Raw genomic sequence first — 17,836 nt, 5'->3', positions numbered from 1 at the left:
ACGAGATAGACGAGGCGAGAAGAGCGAGGAGAGAACACCTCGATGGCCGTACGCCGTGTGACAACCGTTTTCCCCGCGGGGGCGCGAGTGTGGCACAATGCTCTACGATGCAGCCGACGACCCCGAGACGCTCTCGACAGACGAGTTGCTGGCGACGTACGCGGCCGAACTTCGGACCGTCGTCGACGACGTCGGCGTCGACACCGTCGTCGCGGAGACCGACCTCGACCGAGGGACGGTCGAAGCCGTCGCCGACGAGGACGTATCGACCGTCTCGGACCTGACCGTCGAAGAAGCCGCCGCCATCCTCGCCGTCTCCGAGGAGTATCCCGACGAGCGCGGTATCGTCCTCGAAGTTCGCGACCACCTCCTGATGGGGATGACGACGGCCGTCCTCGACGTCGACACCATCGCCGCGAACATCGACGTCGACCTGACGGGCCAAGAGGTCCAGCAGGCAATCGAGGGCCGGACGCCGATGACGCTCGCGGAGTTCGCCGCCATCCACGGCCTCATCGCCGAGCGGAAGGACCGATAATGCGCGTCGCCGTCCTCGGCTGTGGCTACGTCGGCCTCGAACTCGGCCGCCAACTCGCCGAGAGCGGTCACGACGTCGTCGGTGTTCGCCGGTCCGACGAGGGACTCGCAGCCATCGAGGAAGCAGGCTTCGAAGCCGTCCGCGCCGACGTCACCGACGCCGAGTCGCTCGCGGTGGTGCCGGACGTCGACTGGTTGGTCTTCGCCGCGAGTTCCGGTGGCCGCGGTGCCGACGCCGCTCGCCGGGTGTACGTCGACGGCCTGCGAACCGCACTCGAACACTTCGCGGCCCGCGACGACGCTCCCGAGCGACTCGTCTACACGTCGAGTACGGGCGTCTACGGCGACCACGACGGCGGCTTCGTCGACGAGTCGACGCCGCTCGACCCGACGACCGAAAAGACGCGGGTGCTCGCCGAGGCCGAGCGTGTCGCGCGCGAGGTGGCGGCCGGCCACGGTATCGACGGGACGGTCGCTCGCTTCGCCGGGTTGTACGGCCCCGAACGCTACCGACTCGACCGATATCTGGACGGCCCCGTCACCGAAGGCTATCTGAACATGGTCCACCGCGACGACGCCGCCGGGGCCGTCGCGTACCTCCTCGAAGCGGACCTCGCTCGTGACGAGGTAGTGCTCGTCGCCGACGACGAACCCGCCGACAAGTGGACGTTCGCCGACTGGTTGGCCGAACAGTGTGAGCGTCCGGAACCGCCTAAGCGAACGAAGGAGGAGCGGTTGACCGACGGCAATCTCTCGGAGGCGGCACGTCGGCGAATTCTGACCAGCAAGCGCTGCTCGAACGACTATCTTCACGAACTCGGGTACAGTCTCCGATATCCGACGTATCGTGAAGGGTATCGCGCCGCAATCGAGGCGTATCTTTCGGGAGAATAGCCGGAGACGCAGTTGAGACGTCCCGAACACTCCGCCCCTGTCGTGACACTGTAACGACAGAATATGGGGAACCTTCTTGCCAGTTGGCCCAAACAGGGGGAGTATGCGTATGGCCGTCGACCGCGGACTGCTCGGGCAAGTCGAGTCTACGCTGTTTGCTCACTCCGAGGTAATCGTCGCGCTGGTCGTCGGCATTCTGACGCTCACGTTCAGCCTCTACGCCCTCCACCGTCTTCGCCGGCCGATGGGGGCGCGGTTTCGAGAAGTACTCGCGAGTCGCGACGAACTCGCGGTACTGATGCATCCGAACCCGGACCCCGACGCGATGGCGGCCGCCATCGGCGTCGCCTGTCTCGCCGAACAGGTCGGCACAGACACCACACTCCAGTTCACCGGACAGATTCGCCACCAAGAGAACCGCGCGTTCCGAACCGTCCTCGACCTCGATTTGGACTGTATCGACCACGTCTCCGACCTCGCGGCCGAACACGTCGTCCTCGTCGACCACAACACCCCGAGAGGGTTCGCCGGGGCGAGCGCCGTCCTCCCCTTCGCCGTCGTCGACCACCACCCCGGCGAGGGGGCGGGTGAGGAGTACACCGACGTTCGGACCGACTACGGGTCGTGTTCCAGCATCGTCGCCGAGTACTTCCAAGACATCGGCGCGAAACCGGTCCCGCCGGACCAACACGCCAGCGAAATCGACGCCGAGTACACACTGCCGTCGACGGTGGCGACCGGACTTCTCTACGGCATTCTCGCCGACACCAAGCATCTGACGTCGGGGAGCTCCGCGGCCGACTTCCGGGCGTGTTCGTATCTCTCGACCGGCGTCGACGAGGACCTCCTCGACCGCATCGCCAACCCGCAGGTGAGCGCCGAAGTGCTCGAAATCAAGGCCCGCGCCATCGCTGGTCGGCAGATAAGCGGGTCGTTCGCCGTCAGCGACGTGGGCCAACTGTCGAACGTCGACGCCATCCCGCAAGCCGCAGACGAACTCATCCAACTGGAGGGTGTCACCGCCGTCGTCGTCTGCGGCGAACGCGAGGGAACGGTGTATCTCTCCGGACGCTCGCGCGACGACCGGGTCCACATGGGCCGGGCACTGGAGGCTGCCGTCGACGAGATTCCGAACTCCTCGGCCGGCGGCCACGCCCGGATGGGCGGCGGCCAGATTCAAGAGCGGATCGCCCTCCCGAACGGCGGTGAAGAACAGGCCGAGTCGGTGCCGCGACCGGAACTCATCGACCGACTGTTCCGGTCGATGTCCGGCGACATCTGAAGGGTCTTTCTGCCCCCAGTTCGTACGTCGACCATGGCGACCCACCACGGCACCTGGGGCTACCGCGACCGCTTCGGCGACAGTTTCGGCCGGACCTATTTCCGGCGGTTCGGCCCCGGCGTGGTCTCCAGCGTCGGCGTCGGCACCTACCTCGGTGACCCCAGCACCGAAGTCGACGACCGGTACCACGACGCGCTCGTGACGGCCTTCGAGAGCGGCATCAACCTCGTCGACACGGCTATCAACTACCGATGCCAGCGGAGCGAGCGCGTCGTCGGTCGCGCACTCCGCGACGCCGACGTCGAGCGCTCGGACGTCGTCGTCGCGACGAAAGGTGGCTTCCTGCCGTTCGACGGGTCGCGTCCCGAGAACCCGGGACGATACATCCAAGAGCGGTTCGTCGACACCGGCCTCGTCGACACCGCGGACCTCGCTCACGGCAGTCACGCGATGACGCCCGCCGTGCTCGACGAGTTACTGGACCGCTCGCTCGACAACCTCGACCTCGACACCGTCGACTGCTACTACGTCCACAATCCGGAGACGCAACTCGACACTCGCTCTCGCTCGGCGGTCTACGACCAGTTGGAGACGGCGTTCGAGCTGTTGGAGCGGCGACGAACCGCGGGTGACATCGGGGCGTACGGCGTCGCCTCGTGGAACGCGTTCCGCGTCCCGACCGACCACGAGCAGTATCTCTCGCTCCCCGAAGTCGTCTCACGGGCGCGCACGGCGGCCGAGACAGCCGGCAACGAGGAAGTCGGCCTCAAGGCGATTCAACTGCCGTTCAACGTCGTCATGGCCGACGCGTTCACCACGAAGTCGCATCCGACCGACGACGGTCCGGTGAGCGCACTCGAATACGCCCACGAGGAGGGCCTATCGGTGTTCACCAGCGCGAGCATCGCCCAGGGAAGCCTCGCCCGCGAGTTGCCCGACGATATCGAAGCGGAGCTCTCGGGCGATTCGACAGTCCAGCGAGCCATCAACTTCGCGCGGAGCGCACCGGGTGTGACGAGTGCGCTCGTCGGAGCGAGTCGTCGCGACCACGTCGCCGAGAACGTCGCCGCCGGGACGTTCGACCCGATCGGAGCGGGCGCGTTCGACGCCGTCTTCGAGTGAGACGGAGTAGGTTCGAGTGACGCCGGAAAGGTTCGAGCGACGTCGGGTGACGTCGGGTGACCTCGGATGGCGTCGAGTGACTTCGGGTGACTTCGGGTGATCTCCGGTGACTTCGAGCGACTATCGCAGTTCCTTCCACTCGGTCCCGCAGTCGGGACAGGTCCGGACGGAGAACACTTCGTCCGGGTCGTTTCGCTTCTTGAGCGTCTCGTCACAGTCCGCACAGTTCAGTCGGTCGTAGGTGTCTTTGGTGAGTTCGCCCTTCCGAAGCCCTTTGCGAGTCGATTTCATCCTGCCGGGCCTTTCGGAGCCGACAGCAAAAGCCCTCCGGTGGTGAAAGTCTGTCTCGACAGAGACTGCGGAGGCAACAGTTCTGTCTTCCGGAACGCTTGACACCGACCGCGTGAAACCGTACACCGTGTCTCGTGGCCGGTTGTTCGGAACGCTTTGCTCGCTCGTCCTCTTGATGAATCTCGGCCGGGTGGTGTTCGCACCGCTCCTGACGAAGTTCATGTCGGTCTTCTCGATAGGCGAGGCGACGGCCGGATTGATCGTGACGCTCGTCTGGATCGGGAGCGCAGCACTCCGCGTCCCGACGGGATGGCTCCTCACGCGGGTCGCACGCCACAAGGTCGTCCTCGGGACGGGCGCCGTGCTGACGGCCGCCGCGGCGTTCACCGCGGGTGCGAACTCGGTGCCGATGCTCGCCGTCGGCGCGTTGCTGATGGGGCTGGCCTCGGGAGCGTATCTCGTCGCCGCCAACCCGCTCGTGAGCGAACTCTACCCGGAGCGAGTCGGCCGCGCGGTCGGCATCCACGGCTCGGCCAGTCAGGTCGCGGCCGTCGTCGCCGCGCCGTTCGTCACCGTCGCGCTCTTCTACAACTGGCGTGTCGTGTTCGTCGCCATCGGTATCGCCGCGGCCGTCGTCACCGCGTTTCTCTACGTGACCACCCGTCGAACCGACCTCCCCGACGCGGGGAACGCCGACCGCGACTTGGTCGGGTCGGCCAGACAGCAGTGGCGCGTCATCCTCCTCGGCATCGTCATTCTCGGATTCACCGGGTTCGTCTGGCAAGGACTGTTCAACTTCTACGAACTCTACATGCTCCAGAAGGACCTCGGCCGGACGACGGCGAAGAACCTCCTCACCGTCGTCTTCGCCGCGGGCGTCCCCGCGTTCTTCTTCAGCGGCCGACTCGCCGACCGGTTGCCACATATCCCGTATCTCATCTGTATCGTCGGCACGTTCGTCGCCTGTCTGGTCGCGCTCACCCGTGTGAACGCGGTGCTCCCGGTCGTCGCCATCACGGCCGTCCTCGGCTACGTCATCCACAGCCTGTTTCCGGCACTCGACACCTACCTGCTCGACACGCTCCCAGACGAGAACCGCGCCAGTGCCTACGCCGTCTACAGCGGCGGGATGATGGTCCTGCAGGCGACCGGGTCGTTCGCCGTCGGGTCGCTCGCGCAGGCGGGGTTCACCTACGACACCATCTTTCTCGGTTTCGGCGTCGGCCTCGCCGTCCTCGTGGTTGCACTCGTCGGTCTCCGACAGACCGGGCGACTGCCGACGTGAGGCTTCGACGAATCCGGCGGGCCACGCCCCAACCGTCCAGCTTTTGCGCACGCCGTCCGCAGTGACGGCTGATGGAGTACGTACAGGAGCGAATTACGACGCTCCACGACCTGCGAAATCCCACTCCAGACGCCCCGACGGACCGGGCCGCCGTCGTCGTCCCGATGACGGAACGGGAGTACAACGGACTCGCCGCCGAGCGCGTCCTCTCGGAACTCGAAGCAGTCGACCCGGCCAAAGTGGTCGTTCCCCTCCGGGCCTCGGCGGAGCGAGTCGGGTCCTTCGCCGACTGGTTAGCCTCGTTCGACCTTCCGTTGGACGTGTTGTGGTGTAACGGCCCTCGTGTCTCCGAGTTACTCGCGGACCACGGTATCGACGGGGAGCGAGGGAAGGGACGTGACGTGTGGCTTGCACTCGGGCGCGCTATGTCCGAAGAGTACGTCGTCGTCCACGACGCCGACACGAAGACCTACTCGCGGTCGTACGTCCCGCGGTTGCTCTTTCCGCTGGCGCACGGCCACGAGTTCTCGAAGGGCTACTACGCCCGCGTCGAGGACAACCGACTCTACGGTCGGCTGTTTCGGCTGTTCTACGCGCCGCTCGTTCGGGCGCTCGACGACGCCTACGACGCACCCCTCTTGCGCTATCTCGACGCCTTCCGCTACGCGCTCGCCGGGGAGTTCGCCGCGACGAGCGACGTCGTCAGCCAACTGCGAATCGCCCGGACGTGGGGGCTGGAAGTGAGCACGCTCTGTGACGCCTTCGACGCCGTCGGCTTCGACGGGAGCGCACAGGTCGATTTAGGTGCCTACGAACACGACCACCGCTCGGTCGGTGGTCCGACCGGTCTCTCGGAGATGAGCGGTGCGGTCGGAGCGACACTCCTCAGGGCGCTCGCGGAACACGGTGTCGACGTCGACTACGGGACACTACCCACACAGTACCGCGACACCGCCGAAGGATTCGTCCGGCAGTACGCCGTCGACGCGGCGTTCAACGGCCTCGACTACGACACCGACTCGGAGACGTCGCAGGTCGCCGCCTACGCTGACGCACTGCGTGCCCCGAGTGACGACACGCGGCTTCCCGCGTGGAATGCCGTATCACTTACTCCGTCGGACGTCTACGATGCGGCAACGGACGATTTAGCGGACGTGAGACGACGATGACTGCACCAGCAACAGCAGAGACGTACGACGAACTGGCGGGCGTGGTCGACCTCTTCGGGGCACTGACCCGTGAGGAGCTACACCGGGCACTGGGCGAACTGGCGTACAAACAGGGCAGAGACGCCGACGAGACGGCGCTCTGGGCGGCCGTCGACGGCGCAATCGAGGCGTACTACCTTGTCGAGTACGAGAGCGAGAGCCACGACGAGACGGCGGACGAGACGCTGCTGACGGTGGGGCCGGTCGCCTTCCCGATGCTGCCGCCGAACGCCGAAGACCTCCCACATATCCTCGACATCGAGCGGCGCGACGTCGAGCGAGAGACACTCGGCGAGCAGGTCCACGAACGACTCCTCGGCGACGCCGCGCGAGCGGTGAACAACGACGACGAGGAACGTATCGAACATCTACTGGACGTGAGCTACGACCTCGAAGCGTGGGCACCCGTGACGGTCGATGTGGCGCGGGCGAGATTGGACGAAGCCCTGCAAGATAAGAGCGCCGAGGGAGAGTGATGAGTATGGACCTCTCGGGGGTAACCCGTCACGAACCGACGTCCGTCGAGGGCGCATCGCGCCGTGCGGCCGTCCTCGCCCCCGTCCTCGACCGTGACGGCGAGCCACACCTCCTCTTTACGAAACGCGCAGACCACCTCGGCGAACACGCCGGGCAGATGAGTTTCCCGGGCGGCGGCGAGGAACCGAGCGACGAGAACGACCTGCAGGCGACGGCACTCCGCGAGGCACACGAGGAAATCGGGCTCGCTCCCGCAGATGTGGACGTCGTCGGTCGACTCGACGACATCGAAACGGTCACGAACTACTCGGTGCGTCCGTTCGTCGGGCGCGTGCCGGACGTGGAGTTCACACCCGACGAACGCGAAGTCGCCGAGATCGTCGTGCTCTCGGTCGCCGACCTGACGAACCTGGACAACTACGAGTCCGAACGCCGCGACCACCCCTACTACGGCGACATCCGCCTGCACTTCTTCCACGTCGACGGCTACACCGTCTGGGGCGCGACGGGGCGAATGCTCGTCCAACTGCTGGAACTGGCGACTGAGTGGGAGATGCCGCCGGAGGTCGACCGCGTCGTCGACCCGGACGCAGACTATCCGGTGTAGGTTCGTCCCCGGGTTGGCGACGACGCCTCTGTCGCAACTGACGTCGGTCGTGGTTTCGCGGCCGATGTGCCGTACGCTCTTCTGGCACCGCTCGGTGAGATTGCTACGGTCGTACTGCGTGGCGTGTCCGTCTCTCGAAAACTGGTTGTGAGAGAGTGCAGGCGTATTCCACGTAGTAGATTCTCTCGCCGTGTCGGTGGCTTATCCGAAACGTCGAGGAGGTTCGAGCCAATCCTTATCCGCGTTACGCCCCAACTATCCCCGATGGGTCTATTTAGTGACGTGGGAAGACAGTTCGAGAAGGCGAAACAGACGTACATTGGCGATGGCCAGATGGAGTACATCTGCGCATCCTGTCGAGAGCCGGTAGAGAAAAACTACGAACACTGCCCTCACTGTGGAGAGGAAACAGTCGAGCCAGTCGAATAACGCTGTTCAGCGATGTGGTTGTGGTCGCGTACACATTTGCAAAATCTGCCAGAACAGCTCTCCGAGTAGCGTTCGACTGGACAGCGGAGACGACTCGTCGAAAAGTGAGGGGGTAGCGGTTCTTCTGAAACGGTAGAGACAGAAACTGTCGACGTTAGCGGTCCTGGCTCTGTTCTACCGTGGTGTTGAGGTGACCGTCGTCACTGCTGACGCTGACGTGCTGTTCCATCTCGCTGGAACCCGCACCGGATTGCGTCTCGGAGTCGGCGGCGAAACTCGCGTCGTCGCTCGACCCGGACATGGAGGCCTGGCTCCCGGCACACTGGTTGTCCGTGCACATCATCGATGCAGCGGTGTGAGCGCCGTCGGACGAGGAGCCACTACTCGCGTCGTGGGTGACGGAGGCGCCCTGCATCCCCATACCGCCGATGCCCTCGAAGTTAACCTGAACCTGGGTCGCTCCTGCGTCTTGCTTTTGACTCTGGTCGTCGTTCTTCCCGTCCTGGCTCTGCTCGGCGGACTGGTCGATACGCTGTTCTTGGCTCTGGTCGCCGCCGTCGCCTCGGACGTACTGGTGAGCCTCGGCGTCAGCGTCCTGCTCTTGGCTCTGGTCGTTGTGCGTGCCGTCCTGGCTCTGCTCGGCGGACTGGTCGATATGCTGTTCTTGGCTCTGGTCGTTGTCGTCGCCGTACGCAGCCTGGCTCGCCTCGGCATCGGCGTCCTGGTCCTGCGATTGGTCGTTGTGCGTGCCGCCCTGTCTCTGTGCGGCGTTCTGCTCCACACGCTGGTCCTGCGACTGGTCGTTGTCGTCACCGGAGGCGACCAGTTCGGCGGACTCGCTGGCCTCTTGGTCCTGTGTCTGGTCGTTGTGGTTGCCCTTCTGTCTGGTCCACTGGAACTGATGAGTTCGTTGTTTCTGGTCGGCGTCGTTGTTCCAGCCGAACTGATTCGCCCACGATTCTGCGTTACTTCGTTGCTGTTGGTCGACGTCGTTCTTCTTGTCGTGGTGGTCGTGCGCCGCGGCGACCCCGGCGAGACCACTCAGAGCGACAGTAGCGACGACGAAGACGACGAGCATGTTACGTCCGTATTTACTGAACATTAGTACTTTCAGCCGGGGGTTCCCGACAGTCATCCCTTTCGGCAAATATTGTATTAGTTAGTTGTAACTTCTCGGCGATAAAGTCTATTTTTATACTTTATGTGTATTGTACAGGACACTCGTTTAGAGAAGTATCTTATAACAGAATAGAACTGCAGCCGTCGTCTCAAAAACCGTCACCGTCTCTCGATTAAAGGCCGATTTAGCAAATCGTTCGTTCGACTCTCGTGAACTGATTTGTCGCTCTCCGTCAGTGAGCGTCGAACTTCGACGCGACGCCGACGAAGACGTACAACGGGATAGCCCACAGAAGAACGAATGCGAACACACCGATCGCTAGGGTGACTAGCCCAGACGCACTGGAATCAGTCTGAACGGAAGTCAACACTACGAACCACAGCGTCAACAACTGGACGACGTCGGAGCGAGACAGGGACGTACTGGCGACTGAACTCGGCGCGAAGAGAAGTGTACGTACTCCAACTCGGCGACTCACTCCGTGTCGACGTGATGCACCGCGCTCGGCGACAGCAACCGTCCGCTGGGAAGTTCGACCCATCCAGTCGCCAGTAGCCGAATCGGTCCCTCGTGGAGGACCGTCTGTTCGGCGTCGGCGTAGACGACGGCGTGGTCGTACTCGTGTTCGAACAACTCGGTGAGGTACTGCCAGAGGGAGTCGGGTGCGACGACCATGCGTCAGACGAACTACTCGTTCGTACAAAAAGGCTGGGCCAGACAGTGAACCCTCGCAAAAGACCGTCGCCAACGACAAGCTTATTGCCGAAACCGGGGAACGAGAGGGTACATGGTCGCACAGACGATGGATCGCGTTCCGCGACGACAGTGACCAGCCTCTCTCTATGAGTAGTGATACCCAATGTTGACCAGTGAGCGGACAGTCTCGAAGACGGGCCTCGACGTGGCCGCCCTCAAACCGAAGGAGTGCGACGTCCGACGCGCACTCAACTTGCCGTTCGACACCGTCGCCATCGACTACGAGGGCCGCGAGCATCTCCCCGAGAGCGACGTCCTCGACGAACTCGTCGCCGAGAAGCGCGTCCTCCTGACGACGCCAGTCCGCGCCGACGGGTTCGACCCCCTCGGCGACGACAGCCTGTACGAGACGCTCCCGCCGGAGGTCGGCCGCGTGTTCGTCGCGGGTCACCCCGCGTACCTCACCGACGCCGAGCGCTCGCGGGCTATCGCGCCGCGACTCGGTGCGGCCCGCGAACGCGACGCCGACGCGTGGGTCGGGACGGAGGGCGTCGAACGCGTTGCTCTCGCCGCTGGTGGACCGCAGTACGAACTGCTCTCACGGACCACCGACCGCGACGTGCGGGCGCTCCGCGCCGCCGGGTTCGAAGACACTATCGCGCTCTACGCACCGACGGTCTGCGCCGACGACGACGACGAGATTCTCGACGCCGTCGGTGGCTACGTCTCGCGTCGTGGCCCCGTCCGGCGGGCGCTCCCCGAGGACGCACCGGTCGACAGCAGCGCCACGGGTCGCGCGCGTGAAGTTCTCCTGAAGGCCAGTCGGGACTACGCGCTCGTCGGGTCACCCGAAGACGTCGGCGAGCGTGTTCGTGAACTCAAGGACCTGGGCGTCGACGTGATGGTCGGCTATCCGGCCCGCGGTGTCGACGAGTTTCTGGACTGAGTCGCTCTCTTTTCGACGCTCGGAGCCTGTCGAAACTGGCTCTTGGTAGAAGTGACTGTGGCCGACTTGCGTCGAGTCCCGTAGGATACAGAAACCTCACTAACTGCTGCCAAGAGCGACCGACAAGAGTTAAAGGTGTAGTCAGCAGACGAGACAGGCCCATCTGAGTGGGTAGGAGACTCTATTTGGGGAACTATCTTGTATTTGCCCACCATAGATCGACGCATGTCTGAGGCAACGCTGGACGGTCGTGGTCGTCTCACACTCCCCAAAGAAATCAGAGAACGATACGGAGAACACTATCACATTGTTCAACTTCACGACAGTATCAAGTTGGTTCCAATAGAGGACGACCCGCTCGATGCCCTCCGCTCCGAGTTCTCGGACGTCGAGAAGACGGCAGACGAACTCCGGCAGGAAGCACGTGACGCAGCGCTAGACGAGGCTGGACGCTAAATGTACGCAGAAACGGACTTCCTTCTGGCACTCATCAAAGACGAAGACTGGCTCGGTGACGCCGCAGAGGCAGTCTACCGAGACCATCAGGACGAACTATGGACGTCCCAGTTCACACTCGTCGAACTTCTGGTGGTTGCGTACCGTGAAGGAAGAGATACTGAACGAGTCATCACGAATGCGGCTGCCCTGTTGGAAGTGCGCGGTGACGTGGATACAGTCGTCGCAGCTGCGACCTACGTCGAAGACCACGGGTTCACACCCTTCGATGCGCTCCATCTCGTTGAATCCGATGGTGACACTATCGTCTCGAGTGACGAAACGTACGAATCGTTTGCTCCACGACCTGACCTGAAGACAGTCCGAGACGAGTGACGACGGTCCACTGGACCTGCCGCAGACGTGTTCTTGGCTTCTTGGGGTTGATATTCGCGATAGCTGTCAGAGATCGCGTGCAACACTCAGAGGGTGAATCGCTCAGTTGGTTTCCCATCTACCTACAGGATGAACCATTGACTGAGGGGCAGCTAGTTGTTTCTCGATCTTGAATCACCTCAATCCAACCGTGTTATTTTACTGACTACTCACATCTCATTATATATGGTCTCCCCTTACGAACGCGCTAGCAATTCTACTAAGAGATGGTCACGTCGGAGTATTGTCCAGACGGCCGGTGCCGTGCTTCTTACAGTCCTAACTACTGGGTGCCTTTTTCGAACGGGGCAGAATCACGGCGTCACAGACGTGGTAATCAAGAATTCCACAGACTCACAGAAAGAGGTCACAGTAGTCTTCGTGGATTGTTCAATCAGCAACGACAAGCAACAGACTGTCGAAGTCTCTCCAGGTGCTACTCAGAAACTGAATAACGTCGTTGTGATGAACTCTGGCGTTTGTGAACTGAGCCTTGAGATTCAAGGGCGGGAGAAAGCAACACACAACTGGAAAGTTGCTCGTTCTACCCTGGTGGCAGATATCAAGAAGAACAAAGTCCGTTTCTACACCCAGTAGTTCCATCGTGATGCATTGCCGGTCTGTTCAGATGTTATCAAGTGATGGATGCTACACTTGCGCCCTGAGTTCAGCACGACCACAGAAACCTCACCGAACGCTGTCAGAAGCAGCGTGACACATATAGAGGGATGAGTTCATCGAGTTTGTCGTTGTGTTGACTCGCTATCCACGGAGAGATGACGTACCGGTAGTTGTGACCGACCACTCAGTCGCTGACGTCAGAAAAGCAATTAAACTCAATAGTAACAAAATCGACAGACTCCTCACTGGTATTCACCGCGTCGACTCGGTACCGACCGTGGAATGGTCGACGACCGATAGATTGCTCGTACAGGAGTTGACCTTCGTTCACACCTGCTTTGTTGGCCATTAGTTCTGCATCGTCCGCTGATACAGGAATTGCGTGCACCAAATTTCCCGCCGCATCATACACCTTCAGCACACTGATACTGTATTCTCGAACGTTGTCGACAGACAACGGAACAGCGAGCCTCACGTCGCCTTCTTCAACCGTCCCGCGAGCACCATTGTCGAGAACGTTCCCACGTCCGTGAACAAGGGCGCTTGTGTGACAGTCAACCGTATCGGAACCGCCCGAGGCTGATCCGCTACAACCGGCCATCCCGGCGACGGCCACACTGCTGATGGCAGCCAGCAATCTTCGTCTGGAGGGCATATGACAGACCAATCGTGTTAGAGAAAAAGGCTATTTCGGTTCAAATCCACTGTGGAGTCTTGATTTGCATAGCATATCCTGCGAGACTTTTGCTCTCTATTCAGCCCTCCTCAGAACAATTGTCACCGTGCGCTCATTTTCACAGAACAGCGACCCTCTTTCGCCCGGAAGCTAAGTCACCCCGGAGCGACGCGCCCGTATGAGCAGGACCGTCGCAGTCGTCGGTGCCGGAGCAGTCGGCGTCACTGCCGCTACGGAACTCGCCGTCGCGGGCGCGGACGTGACCGTCTTCGACCGGGGCGAACCAGGAAGCGGGAGTTCGGGACGTGCCGCCGGCATCGTCTACGACGCCTACGCCGAGGATATCGACGCCGAACTCGCCGCCCGGTCGGTCGACCGATTCCGACGACTCTCGGGCACTGGTTCCTTCGAGTTCGTCGACTGTCCCTACGTCTTTCTCGCGCGTGATGGCGACGAACAGGTCGCGGAGTCCATCGTCGACAGCGTCGAGCGGATGCGCCACCACGGCCGAGACGTGGAGGTGCTCGACGGGGGCGAACTGGAGCAGCGACTGGGAGAGCACCTCGTCGTCGACGACGTCGCCGTCGCGGCCGTCGCCCACGACGCCGGATGGACCGACCCGGCGACGTACGTCGAGACGATGGCCGACCGCGCGCGGGCGGCGGGCGTCGAGTTCCGAACGGGCCGCGAAGTCGGCCTCCACCTCGACCCGCCGGGCGTCGTCGTCGGCGCGGCCGTAGAGCGGTTCGGCGCGGTGCTCGTCGCCGCCGGCGCACACACGAAACAGCTATTCGCCGACGCGGGCGTTCCCATCGCTCTCAAACCCTACCGCGTGCAGGCACTGACTTCTCGAACGCCGTACGACGGGCCGATGTGTTTCGACGCCTCCGTCGACGTCTACTTTCGACCGCATCCGACGGGCTTACTGGGTGGCGACGGCACCGAACCCGTCGAGGCCGACCCGGACGACTGGAACCGTGACGGCGACGACTGGTTCGTCGACGGGGTAGAACGAGAACTTCACACTCGGGCCGACCACGCCGTCGACGTGGACCGAGCGTGGGCCGGACTCTGCACGGCGACGCCGGACGGAGATCCGTTGCTCGGTGAGGTGGTCGAAGACGTCTACGTCGCTGCCGGATGGCAGGGCCACGGCTTCATGCGTGCGCCGGCGACGGGCGAGACAATCGCCGCGCAGATTCGTGGAGAAGACGGCGTCGACTCGTTCGACCCGGCACGGTTCGACGGGAACGAGTCGTTCGGCATCGAACAGGGGATGACGAGAAGAGAGTCGTCGGAGTAGCCGTCAGTCGTATCGCGTCTGGTCGTCGTCCGTCTCGTCGGCGTCGAGGTCCACCGGTTCTTCGTTCTCGGCGTCTTCGAGTTCGATCTCTCCTTCGTCTTCCTCGACGTCTTCGGCGTCGTTCTCGTCGGCGAGACTGATACGCTCGGGGTCGTCGGACTCCGCTTCGACGGCGACGTTACGAGCCGCTTCGCTCTTGGGGACGCGGACCTGTAGCGTCCCGTTCTTCGTCAGCGTCGCGGAGGAGTTGCCGGGGTCGACGGCAGCGTCGTCGGGCAGTTCTGCGGACCCGTCGAGTGAGAGCCCACGGCCGGGGAAACGCATCTCGTATCCCTCGTAGAAGTCGCGGAAGCGGTCGATGCGGACCTGTACTTCGCCGTCGAGGAAGCGGACTTGCAAGTCGCTCTGGGTCGCACCGGGGGCGTCGAAGACGACGAGGTAGGCGTCCTCGCTCTCCAAGAGGTCGTACGGGAGCGGCTTGCGCTCCTGTACTTTGCTCATCCCACGTCCGGCCCGGTCGAGGACGGCGTTGACCGCACTCTGGCCGAACTCTCGGAGACCGCTCATAGTTCGATAGCCTCCAGTGTCTCACTCTCCCGGCAGTACGGGCAGGTGAAGTCCGCGACCCCCACGTCGTCCGGCATATCGTAGGTGTAGTGAAGTTCGAACATGTCGAGCTCGCAGTCAGGGCTCGTACACTTGACTTCGAGGGTAGCAGGCATGTGAATCGATAGTGGTCCCACCCTGATAAGTGGCGCGGGGGCGGCCGTTCCCGCCGGTGACCTTATCTGTCGGTATAGCAAGGTGCCCGTATGCGTGCCTTCGAGCCACCGACACGAGTGTACGGCGTCGACTTCAGCGGAGCAGCGGACGCCGGCCATTCTATCTGGGTCTCCGAAGGTGTCGTCGACGACGTCGAAGTGGACGAAGACGAGGGACTCACAGGCCGCGGACTGCGAATCGTCGACTGCCGCCCGGCGACCGAGTGGTTCGACGAGTCTGCCGACCGCGAGGAGATTCTCCCCGCACTCGCCGCGTTTCTCGGCGAACTCGGCGGCGGGGTGGCCGTCGGCCTCGACTTCCCGTTCGGACTGCCGAACCAACTCGTCAACGTCGATACCTGGGAGACGTTCCTCTATCGCTTTCCTGGCTGTTTCTCGTCTCCCGACGACCTTCGGCAGCGATGTACCGAACGGGCCGAACTCCTCGGAGACGGACAGAAGTCGCAGCTGTTTCGTGCGACCGACAAGCCGTTGAGCGCCCTCTCGCCCTACGACCTCCGCCTCCAGTCGCAGACCTTCTACGGTATCCGCGACGTGCTCCGTCCGCTCGTCATCAGCGACAGCGTCCGCGTCCACCCGATGCAACGACCCTCTCCCGAGAAGCCGTCACTGCTCGAAGTCTATCCGGCAGGTGTCCTCGACGAACTCGGCTTACACCACACGAAGTACAAAGACGGGTCCGAGGAAGGCCGAACGCGACGAGAAGAGATTCTGACGGGGTTGGCCGACGCGGGCATCACCATCGACGGCGACGTCCGCCAGCGAGCGATAACCGACGACGACGGTGACGCCCTCGACGCCATCGTCGCCGCCGTCGGGACGTACCGAAACACGCGCGACCCGAGCACGCTGTATACGACCGACGAGTGTCGGGCCATCGAGGGATACATCTACGTTTAACTCGCTCCCGTAACCGCACCGTTTTACCGCTCCATCGCAAAAGCGGGGACATGATTGACCCGGCCGAGTTATCAGTGACGCTCGTCGACGGGTACGTCGACGAACCGGCGCACTTCGGCGTGCCGCCGTACATCTCGACGTACCCCCGGTTCACGGCCGGCGCGCTCGTCGATGCTGGCGTCCCCGAAGCACAGATCACGTACCACACCATCGACGAACTCCGCGAGGACCGACAGAAGTGGGCCGACGTCGCCGACGCGGACCTGATGATCTACATCGGCGGCATGACCGTCCCCGGCAAGTACGTCGGCGGCACCCCCGCCGAACCGGACGAGGTTCGCGAGTTGGCGTGGGTCGCCGAGGGGACGAGTCTGATGGGTGGCCCCATCCGCTTCGGCGTCGGCGACGAGAACGCCGGCGGGATGGATATGGAGCGCAAGGACCTCGACTACGACTTCGTCGCGAAAGGTGACATCGAGGCCGCCGCCTACGACCTCGTCGACTCCGGGTTGGAAGGGTTCGGCAACCGGATGCGCGACAACGACGAACTCGACCGCTGGGCGGCGAGCGGCGCGTTCGTCGTCGAACAGCATCCGAACCACCCCGACTACCTCATCTGCGAGATGGAGACGTCTCGGGGATGTGCCTACCGCTGTTCGTTCTGTACGGAACCGCTCTATGGAAATCCGGCGTTCCGCACCGCCGACTCCGTCGTGAAGGAAGTCGAGAACCTCTACGAGCGCGGCGCGCGACACTTCCGTCTCGGCCGACAGGCCGACATTCTGGCTTTCGGCGGTGACGGCGAGGCACCGAACCCCGACGCCCTGCGGCGGCTCTACGGGGGAATCAGGGAGGTGGCCCCGAACCTCGGGACGCTCCACCTCGACAACATGAACCCCATCACCATCGCGAAGTGGCCCGAGAAATCCAAAGAGGGCATTCGCATCATCGCCGAGCACAACACGCCCGGCGACACGGCGGCGTTCGGCCTCGAATCCGCCGACCCGCTGGTCCAAGAGGAGAACAACCTCAACGTCAGCGCCGAGGAGTGCTTCGAAGCAGTCCGCATCGTGAACGAGGCCGGCGGCTGGCGGCCTGGTGAAGACCCCGCGGACGCGCCCACGTTCGGTGATGCGGCTCCCGATAGGCTCCCGAAACTCCTTCCGGGTATCAACCTCCTCCACGGCCTGAAGGGGGAGCGCGAGGAGACGTTCCAGCACAACAAGGAGTTCCTCCACCGCGTCTACGACGAGGGGCTGATGGTCCGGCGTATCAACATCCGGCAGGTCATGGCGTTCGACGGGACGGAGATGTCCGAGACGGGCGCACAGATTGCGAAGGACCACAAGAAACTGTTCAAGAAGTACAAAAAGGAGGTTCGAGAGGAGATAGACCGACCGATGCTGCGGCGGGTCACGCCGCCGGGGACGGTGCTCGAAGACGTCCACCTAGAGTACCACCAAGACGGGAAGACGTTCGGCCGACAGTTGGGAACGTATCCGCTGCTCGTCGGTATCCCCGGTGAGCGGGAACTCGAACAGACCATCGACGTGTCCATCGTCGACTACGGCTACCGGTCGGTGACGGGCGTCCCGTTCCCGCTCGACCTCAACGCGGCGAGTATGGACGAACTGACGTCGATTCCGGGCGTCGGCAAGCAGACGGCTGGCAACATCATCGTCAACCGCCCCTACGAGTCGGCGACGGACGTCGGCGGCGACGTCGACCTCTCGAAGTTTACGACGACACCGTCCGTCTCGTCGGACTGACGTCAGCGGCCGAACTGAGGC

The 17,836-nt window shown here is 63.1% G+C and carries 20 protein-coding genes; 14 read left to right on the top strand and 6 right to left on the bottom strand.

Going from position 1 to position 17,836, the window contains the following annotated elements; all coding sequences use genetic code 11:
* Positions 1–97: 97 nt before the first annotated feature.
* The 4 genes from BM083_RS09765 (at position 98) to BM083_RS09750 (ending at position 3,835) form a co-directional block, all read left to right on the top strand.
* Positions 98–538 carry a DUF5791 family protein gene (locus BM083_RS09765; protein ID WP_089868964.1) on the top strand — a complete coding sequence of 147 codons (441 nt, stop codon included), beginning with the start codon at positions 98–100 and terminating at the stop codon, positions 536–538.
* Positions 538–1,431, top strand: a complete 894-nt coding sequence (locus tag BM083_RS09760; RefSeq protein ID WP_089868962.1) for an SDR family oxidoreductase — start codon at positions 538–540, stop codon at positions 1,429–1,431. Before BM083_RS09765 ends, BM083_RS09760 begins: the two co-directional genes overlap by 1 nt.
* Positions 1,432–1,540: 109 nt before the next feature.
* Complete coding sequence (locus tag BM083_RS09755; RefSeq protein ID WP_089870055.1) at positions 1,541–2,713, top strand: DHH family phosphoesterase; 1,173 nt, start codon at positions 1,541–1,543, stop codon at positions 2,711–2,713.
* A gap of 33 nt (positions 2,714–2,746) precedes the next feature.
* The gene (locus BM083_RS09750) at positions 2,747–3,835 is read left to right on the top strand and encodes an aldo/keto reductase (RefSeq protein WP_089868960.1); all 1,089 of its coding nucleotides are present in this window, start codon (positions 2,747–2,749) and stop codon (positions 3,833–3,835) included.
* A 120-nt stretch (positions 3,836–3,955) separates the two neighbouring features.
* Here the strand turns inward: BM083_RS09750 and BM083_RS23275 are convergent, their stop codons facing one another.
* Entirely contained in the window at positions 3,956–4,126 is a 171-nt protein-coding gene (locus tag BM083_RS23275; RefSeq protein ID WP_009366363.1) for an HVO_0758 family zinc finger protein, read from the bottom strand.
* A gap of 112 nt (positions 4,127–4,238) precedes the next feature.
* Here BM083_RS23275 and BM083_RS09745 point away from each other — a divergent pair, with 112 nt between their 5' ends.
* From BM083_RS09745 to BM083_RS09730, 4 genes are all read left to right on the top strand, one after another.
* Positions 4,239–5,411: an MFS transporter gene (locus BM083_RS09745; RefSeq protein WP_281244174.1), complete on the top strand. Its 1,173-nt coding sequence runs from the start codon at positions 4,239–4,241 to the stop codon at positions 5,409–5,411.
* Between the two features lie 71 nt (positions 5,412–5,482).
* Positions 5,483–6,580, top strand: coding sequence for a glycosyltransferase family protein (locus BM083_RS09740; protein WP_089868958.1), 1,098 nt, complete (start codon positions 5,483–5,485; stop codon positions 6,578–6,580).
* A complete protein-coding gene (locus BM083_RS09735; protein WP_089868956.1) occupies positions 6,577–7,095 on the top strand; it encodes a DUF7109 family protein in 519 nt (172 codons plus the stop codon). The genes BM083_RS09740 and BM083_RS09735 overlap by 4 nt, the downstream gene beginning before the upstream one ends.
* A 5-nt stretch (positions 7,096–7,100) precedes the next feature.
* A complete protein-coding gene (locus BM083_RS09730; RefSeq protein ID WP_089868954.1) occupies positions 7,101–7,703 on the top strand; it encodes an NUDIX hydrolase in 603 nt (200 codons plus the stop codon).
* Between the two features lie 583 nt (positions 7,704–8,286).
* Here BM083_RS09730 and BM083_RS09725 read toward each other — a convergent pair.
* A complete protein-coding gene (locus tag BM083_RS09725; RefSeq protein WP_218148958.1) occupies positions 8,287–9,210 on the bottom strand; it encodes a hypothetical protein in 924 nt (307 codons plus the stop codon).
* Positions 9,211–9,726: 516 nt separating this feature from the next.
* Complete coding sequence (locus BM083_RS09715; RefSeq protein WP_089868949.1) at positions 9,727–9,927, bottom strand: hypothetical protein; 201 nt, start codon at positions 9,925–9,927, stop codon at positions 9,727–9,729.
* A gap of 184 nt (positions 9,928–10,111) precedes the next feature.
* On the opposite strand from BM083_RS09715, the gene BM083_RS09710 reads away from it, so the two are divergent.
* The 3 genes from BM083_RS09710 to BM083_RS09700 all read left to right on the top strand — a co-directional run bounded on the left by BM083_RS09710 (position 10,112) and on the right by BM083_RS09700 (position 11,725).
* Positions 10,112–10,894 (top strand): DUF7388 family protein, encoded by a 783-nt coding sequence (locus BM083_RS09710; protein WP_089868947.1) that lies wholly within the window; start codon positions 10,112–10,114, stop codon positions 10,892–10,894.
* A 225-nt stretch (positions 10,895–11,119) separates the two neighbouring features.
* On the top strand, positions 11,120–11,350 hold the full coding sequence (locus BM083_RS09705; protein WP_089868946.1) for an AbrB/MazE/SpoVT family DNA-binding domain-containing protein: 231 nt from the start codon (positions 11,120–11,122) through the stop codon (positions 11,348–11,350).
* Entirely contained in the window at positions 11,351–11,725 is a 375-nt protein-coding gene (locus tag BM083_RS09700; RefSeq protein WP_089868944.1) for a type II toxin-antitoxin system VapC family toxin, read from the top strand. It abuts the gene before it with no gap.
* A gap of 844 nt (positions 11,726–12,569) precedes the next feature.
* Here the strand turns inward: BM083_RS09700 and BM083_RS09690 are convergent.
* Positions 12,570–13,040, bottom strand: coding sequence for a hypothetical protein (locus BM083_RS09690; protein ID WP_089868938.1), 471 nt, complete (start codon positions 13,038–13,040; stop codon positions 12,570–12,572).
* Positions 13,041–13,239: 199 nt separating this feature from the next.
* On the opposite strand from BM083_RS09690, the gene BM083_RS09685 reads away from it, so the two are divergent.
* Complete coding sequence (locus BM083_RS09685) at positions 13,240–14,364, top strand: NAD(P)/FAD-dependent oxidoreductase (RefSeq protein WP_089868936.1); 1,125 nt, start codon at positions 13,240–13,242, stop codon at positions 14,362–14,364.
* Positions 14,365–14,367: 3 nt separating this feature from the next.
* Here BM083_RS09685 and BM083_RS09680 read toward each other — a convergent pair whose 3' ends face one another.
* Positions 14,368–14,931 carry an Hsp20/alpha crystallin family protein gene (locus tag BM083_RS09680; RefSeq protein WP_089868934.1) on the bottom strand — a complete coding sequence of 188 codons (564 nt, stop codon included), beginning with the start codon at positions 14,929–14,931 and terminating at the stop codon, positions 14,368–14,370.
* The gene (locus tag BM083_RS23270; RefSeq protein WP_009366379.1) at positions 14,928–15,086 is read right to left on the bottom strand and encodes a DUF7559 family protein; all 159 of its coding nucleotides are present in this window, start codon (positions 15,084–15,086) and stop codon (positions 14,928–14,930) included. The genes BM083_RS09680 and BM083_RS23270 overlap by 4 nt, the downstream gene beginning before the upstream one ends.
* 90 nt (positions 15,087–15,176) lie before the next feature.
* On the opposite strand from BM083_RS23270, the gene BM083_RS09675 reads away from it, so the two are divergent.
* Positions 15,177–16,046 carry a DUF429 domain-containing protein gene (locus BM083_RS09675; protein ID WP_089868932.1) on the top strand — a complete coding sequence of 290 codons (870 nt, stop codon included), beginning with the start codon at positions 15,177–15,179 and terminating at the stop codon, positions 16,044–16,046.
* Positions 16,047–16,096: 50 nt separating this feature from the next.
* On the top strand, positions 16,097–17,815 hold the full coding sequence (locus BM083_RS09670) for a radical SAM protein (protein WP_089868929.1): 1,719 nt from the start codon (positions 16,097–16,099) through the stop codon (positions 17,813–17,815).
* Positions 17,816–17,836 lie beyond the last annotated feature (21 nt).

The sequence above is a fragment of the Halogranum rubrum genome, assembly GCF_900114455.1.
In the GTDB taxonomy this organism is placed as follows: domain Archaea; phylum Halobacteriota; class Halobacteria; order Halobacteriales; family Haloferacaceae; genus Halogranum; species Halogranum rubrum.
Note: the sequence above shows the minus strand (reverse complement) of the source record. Positions and strands in the feature narration are given on the sequence as shown.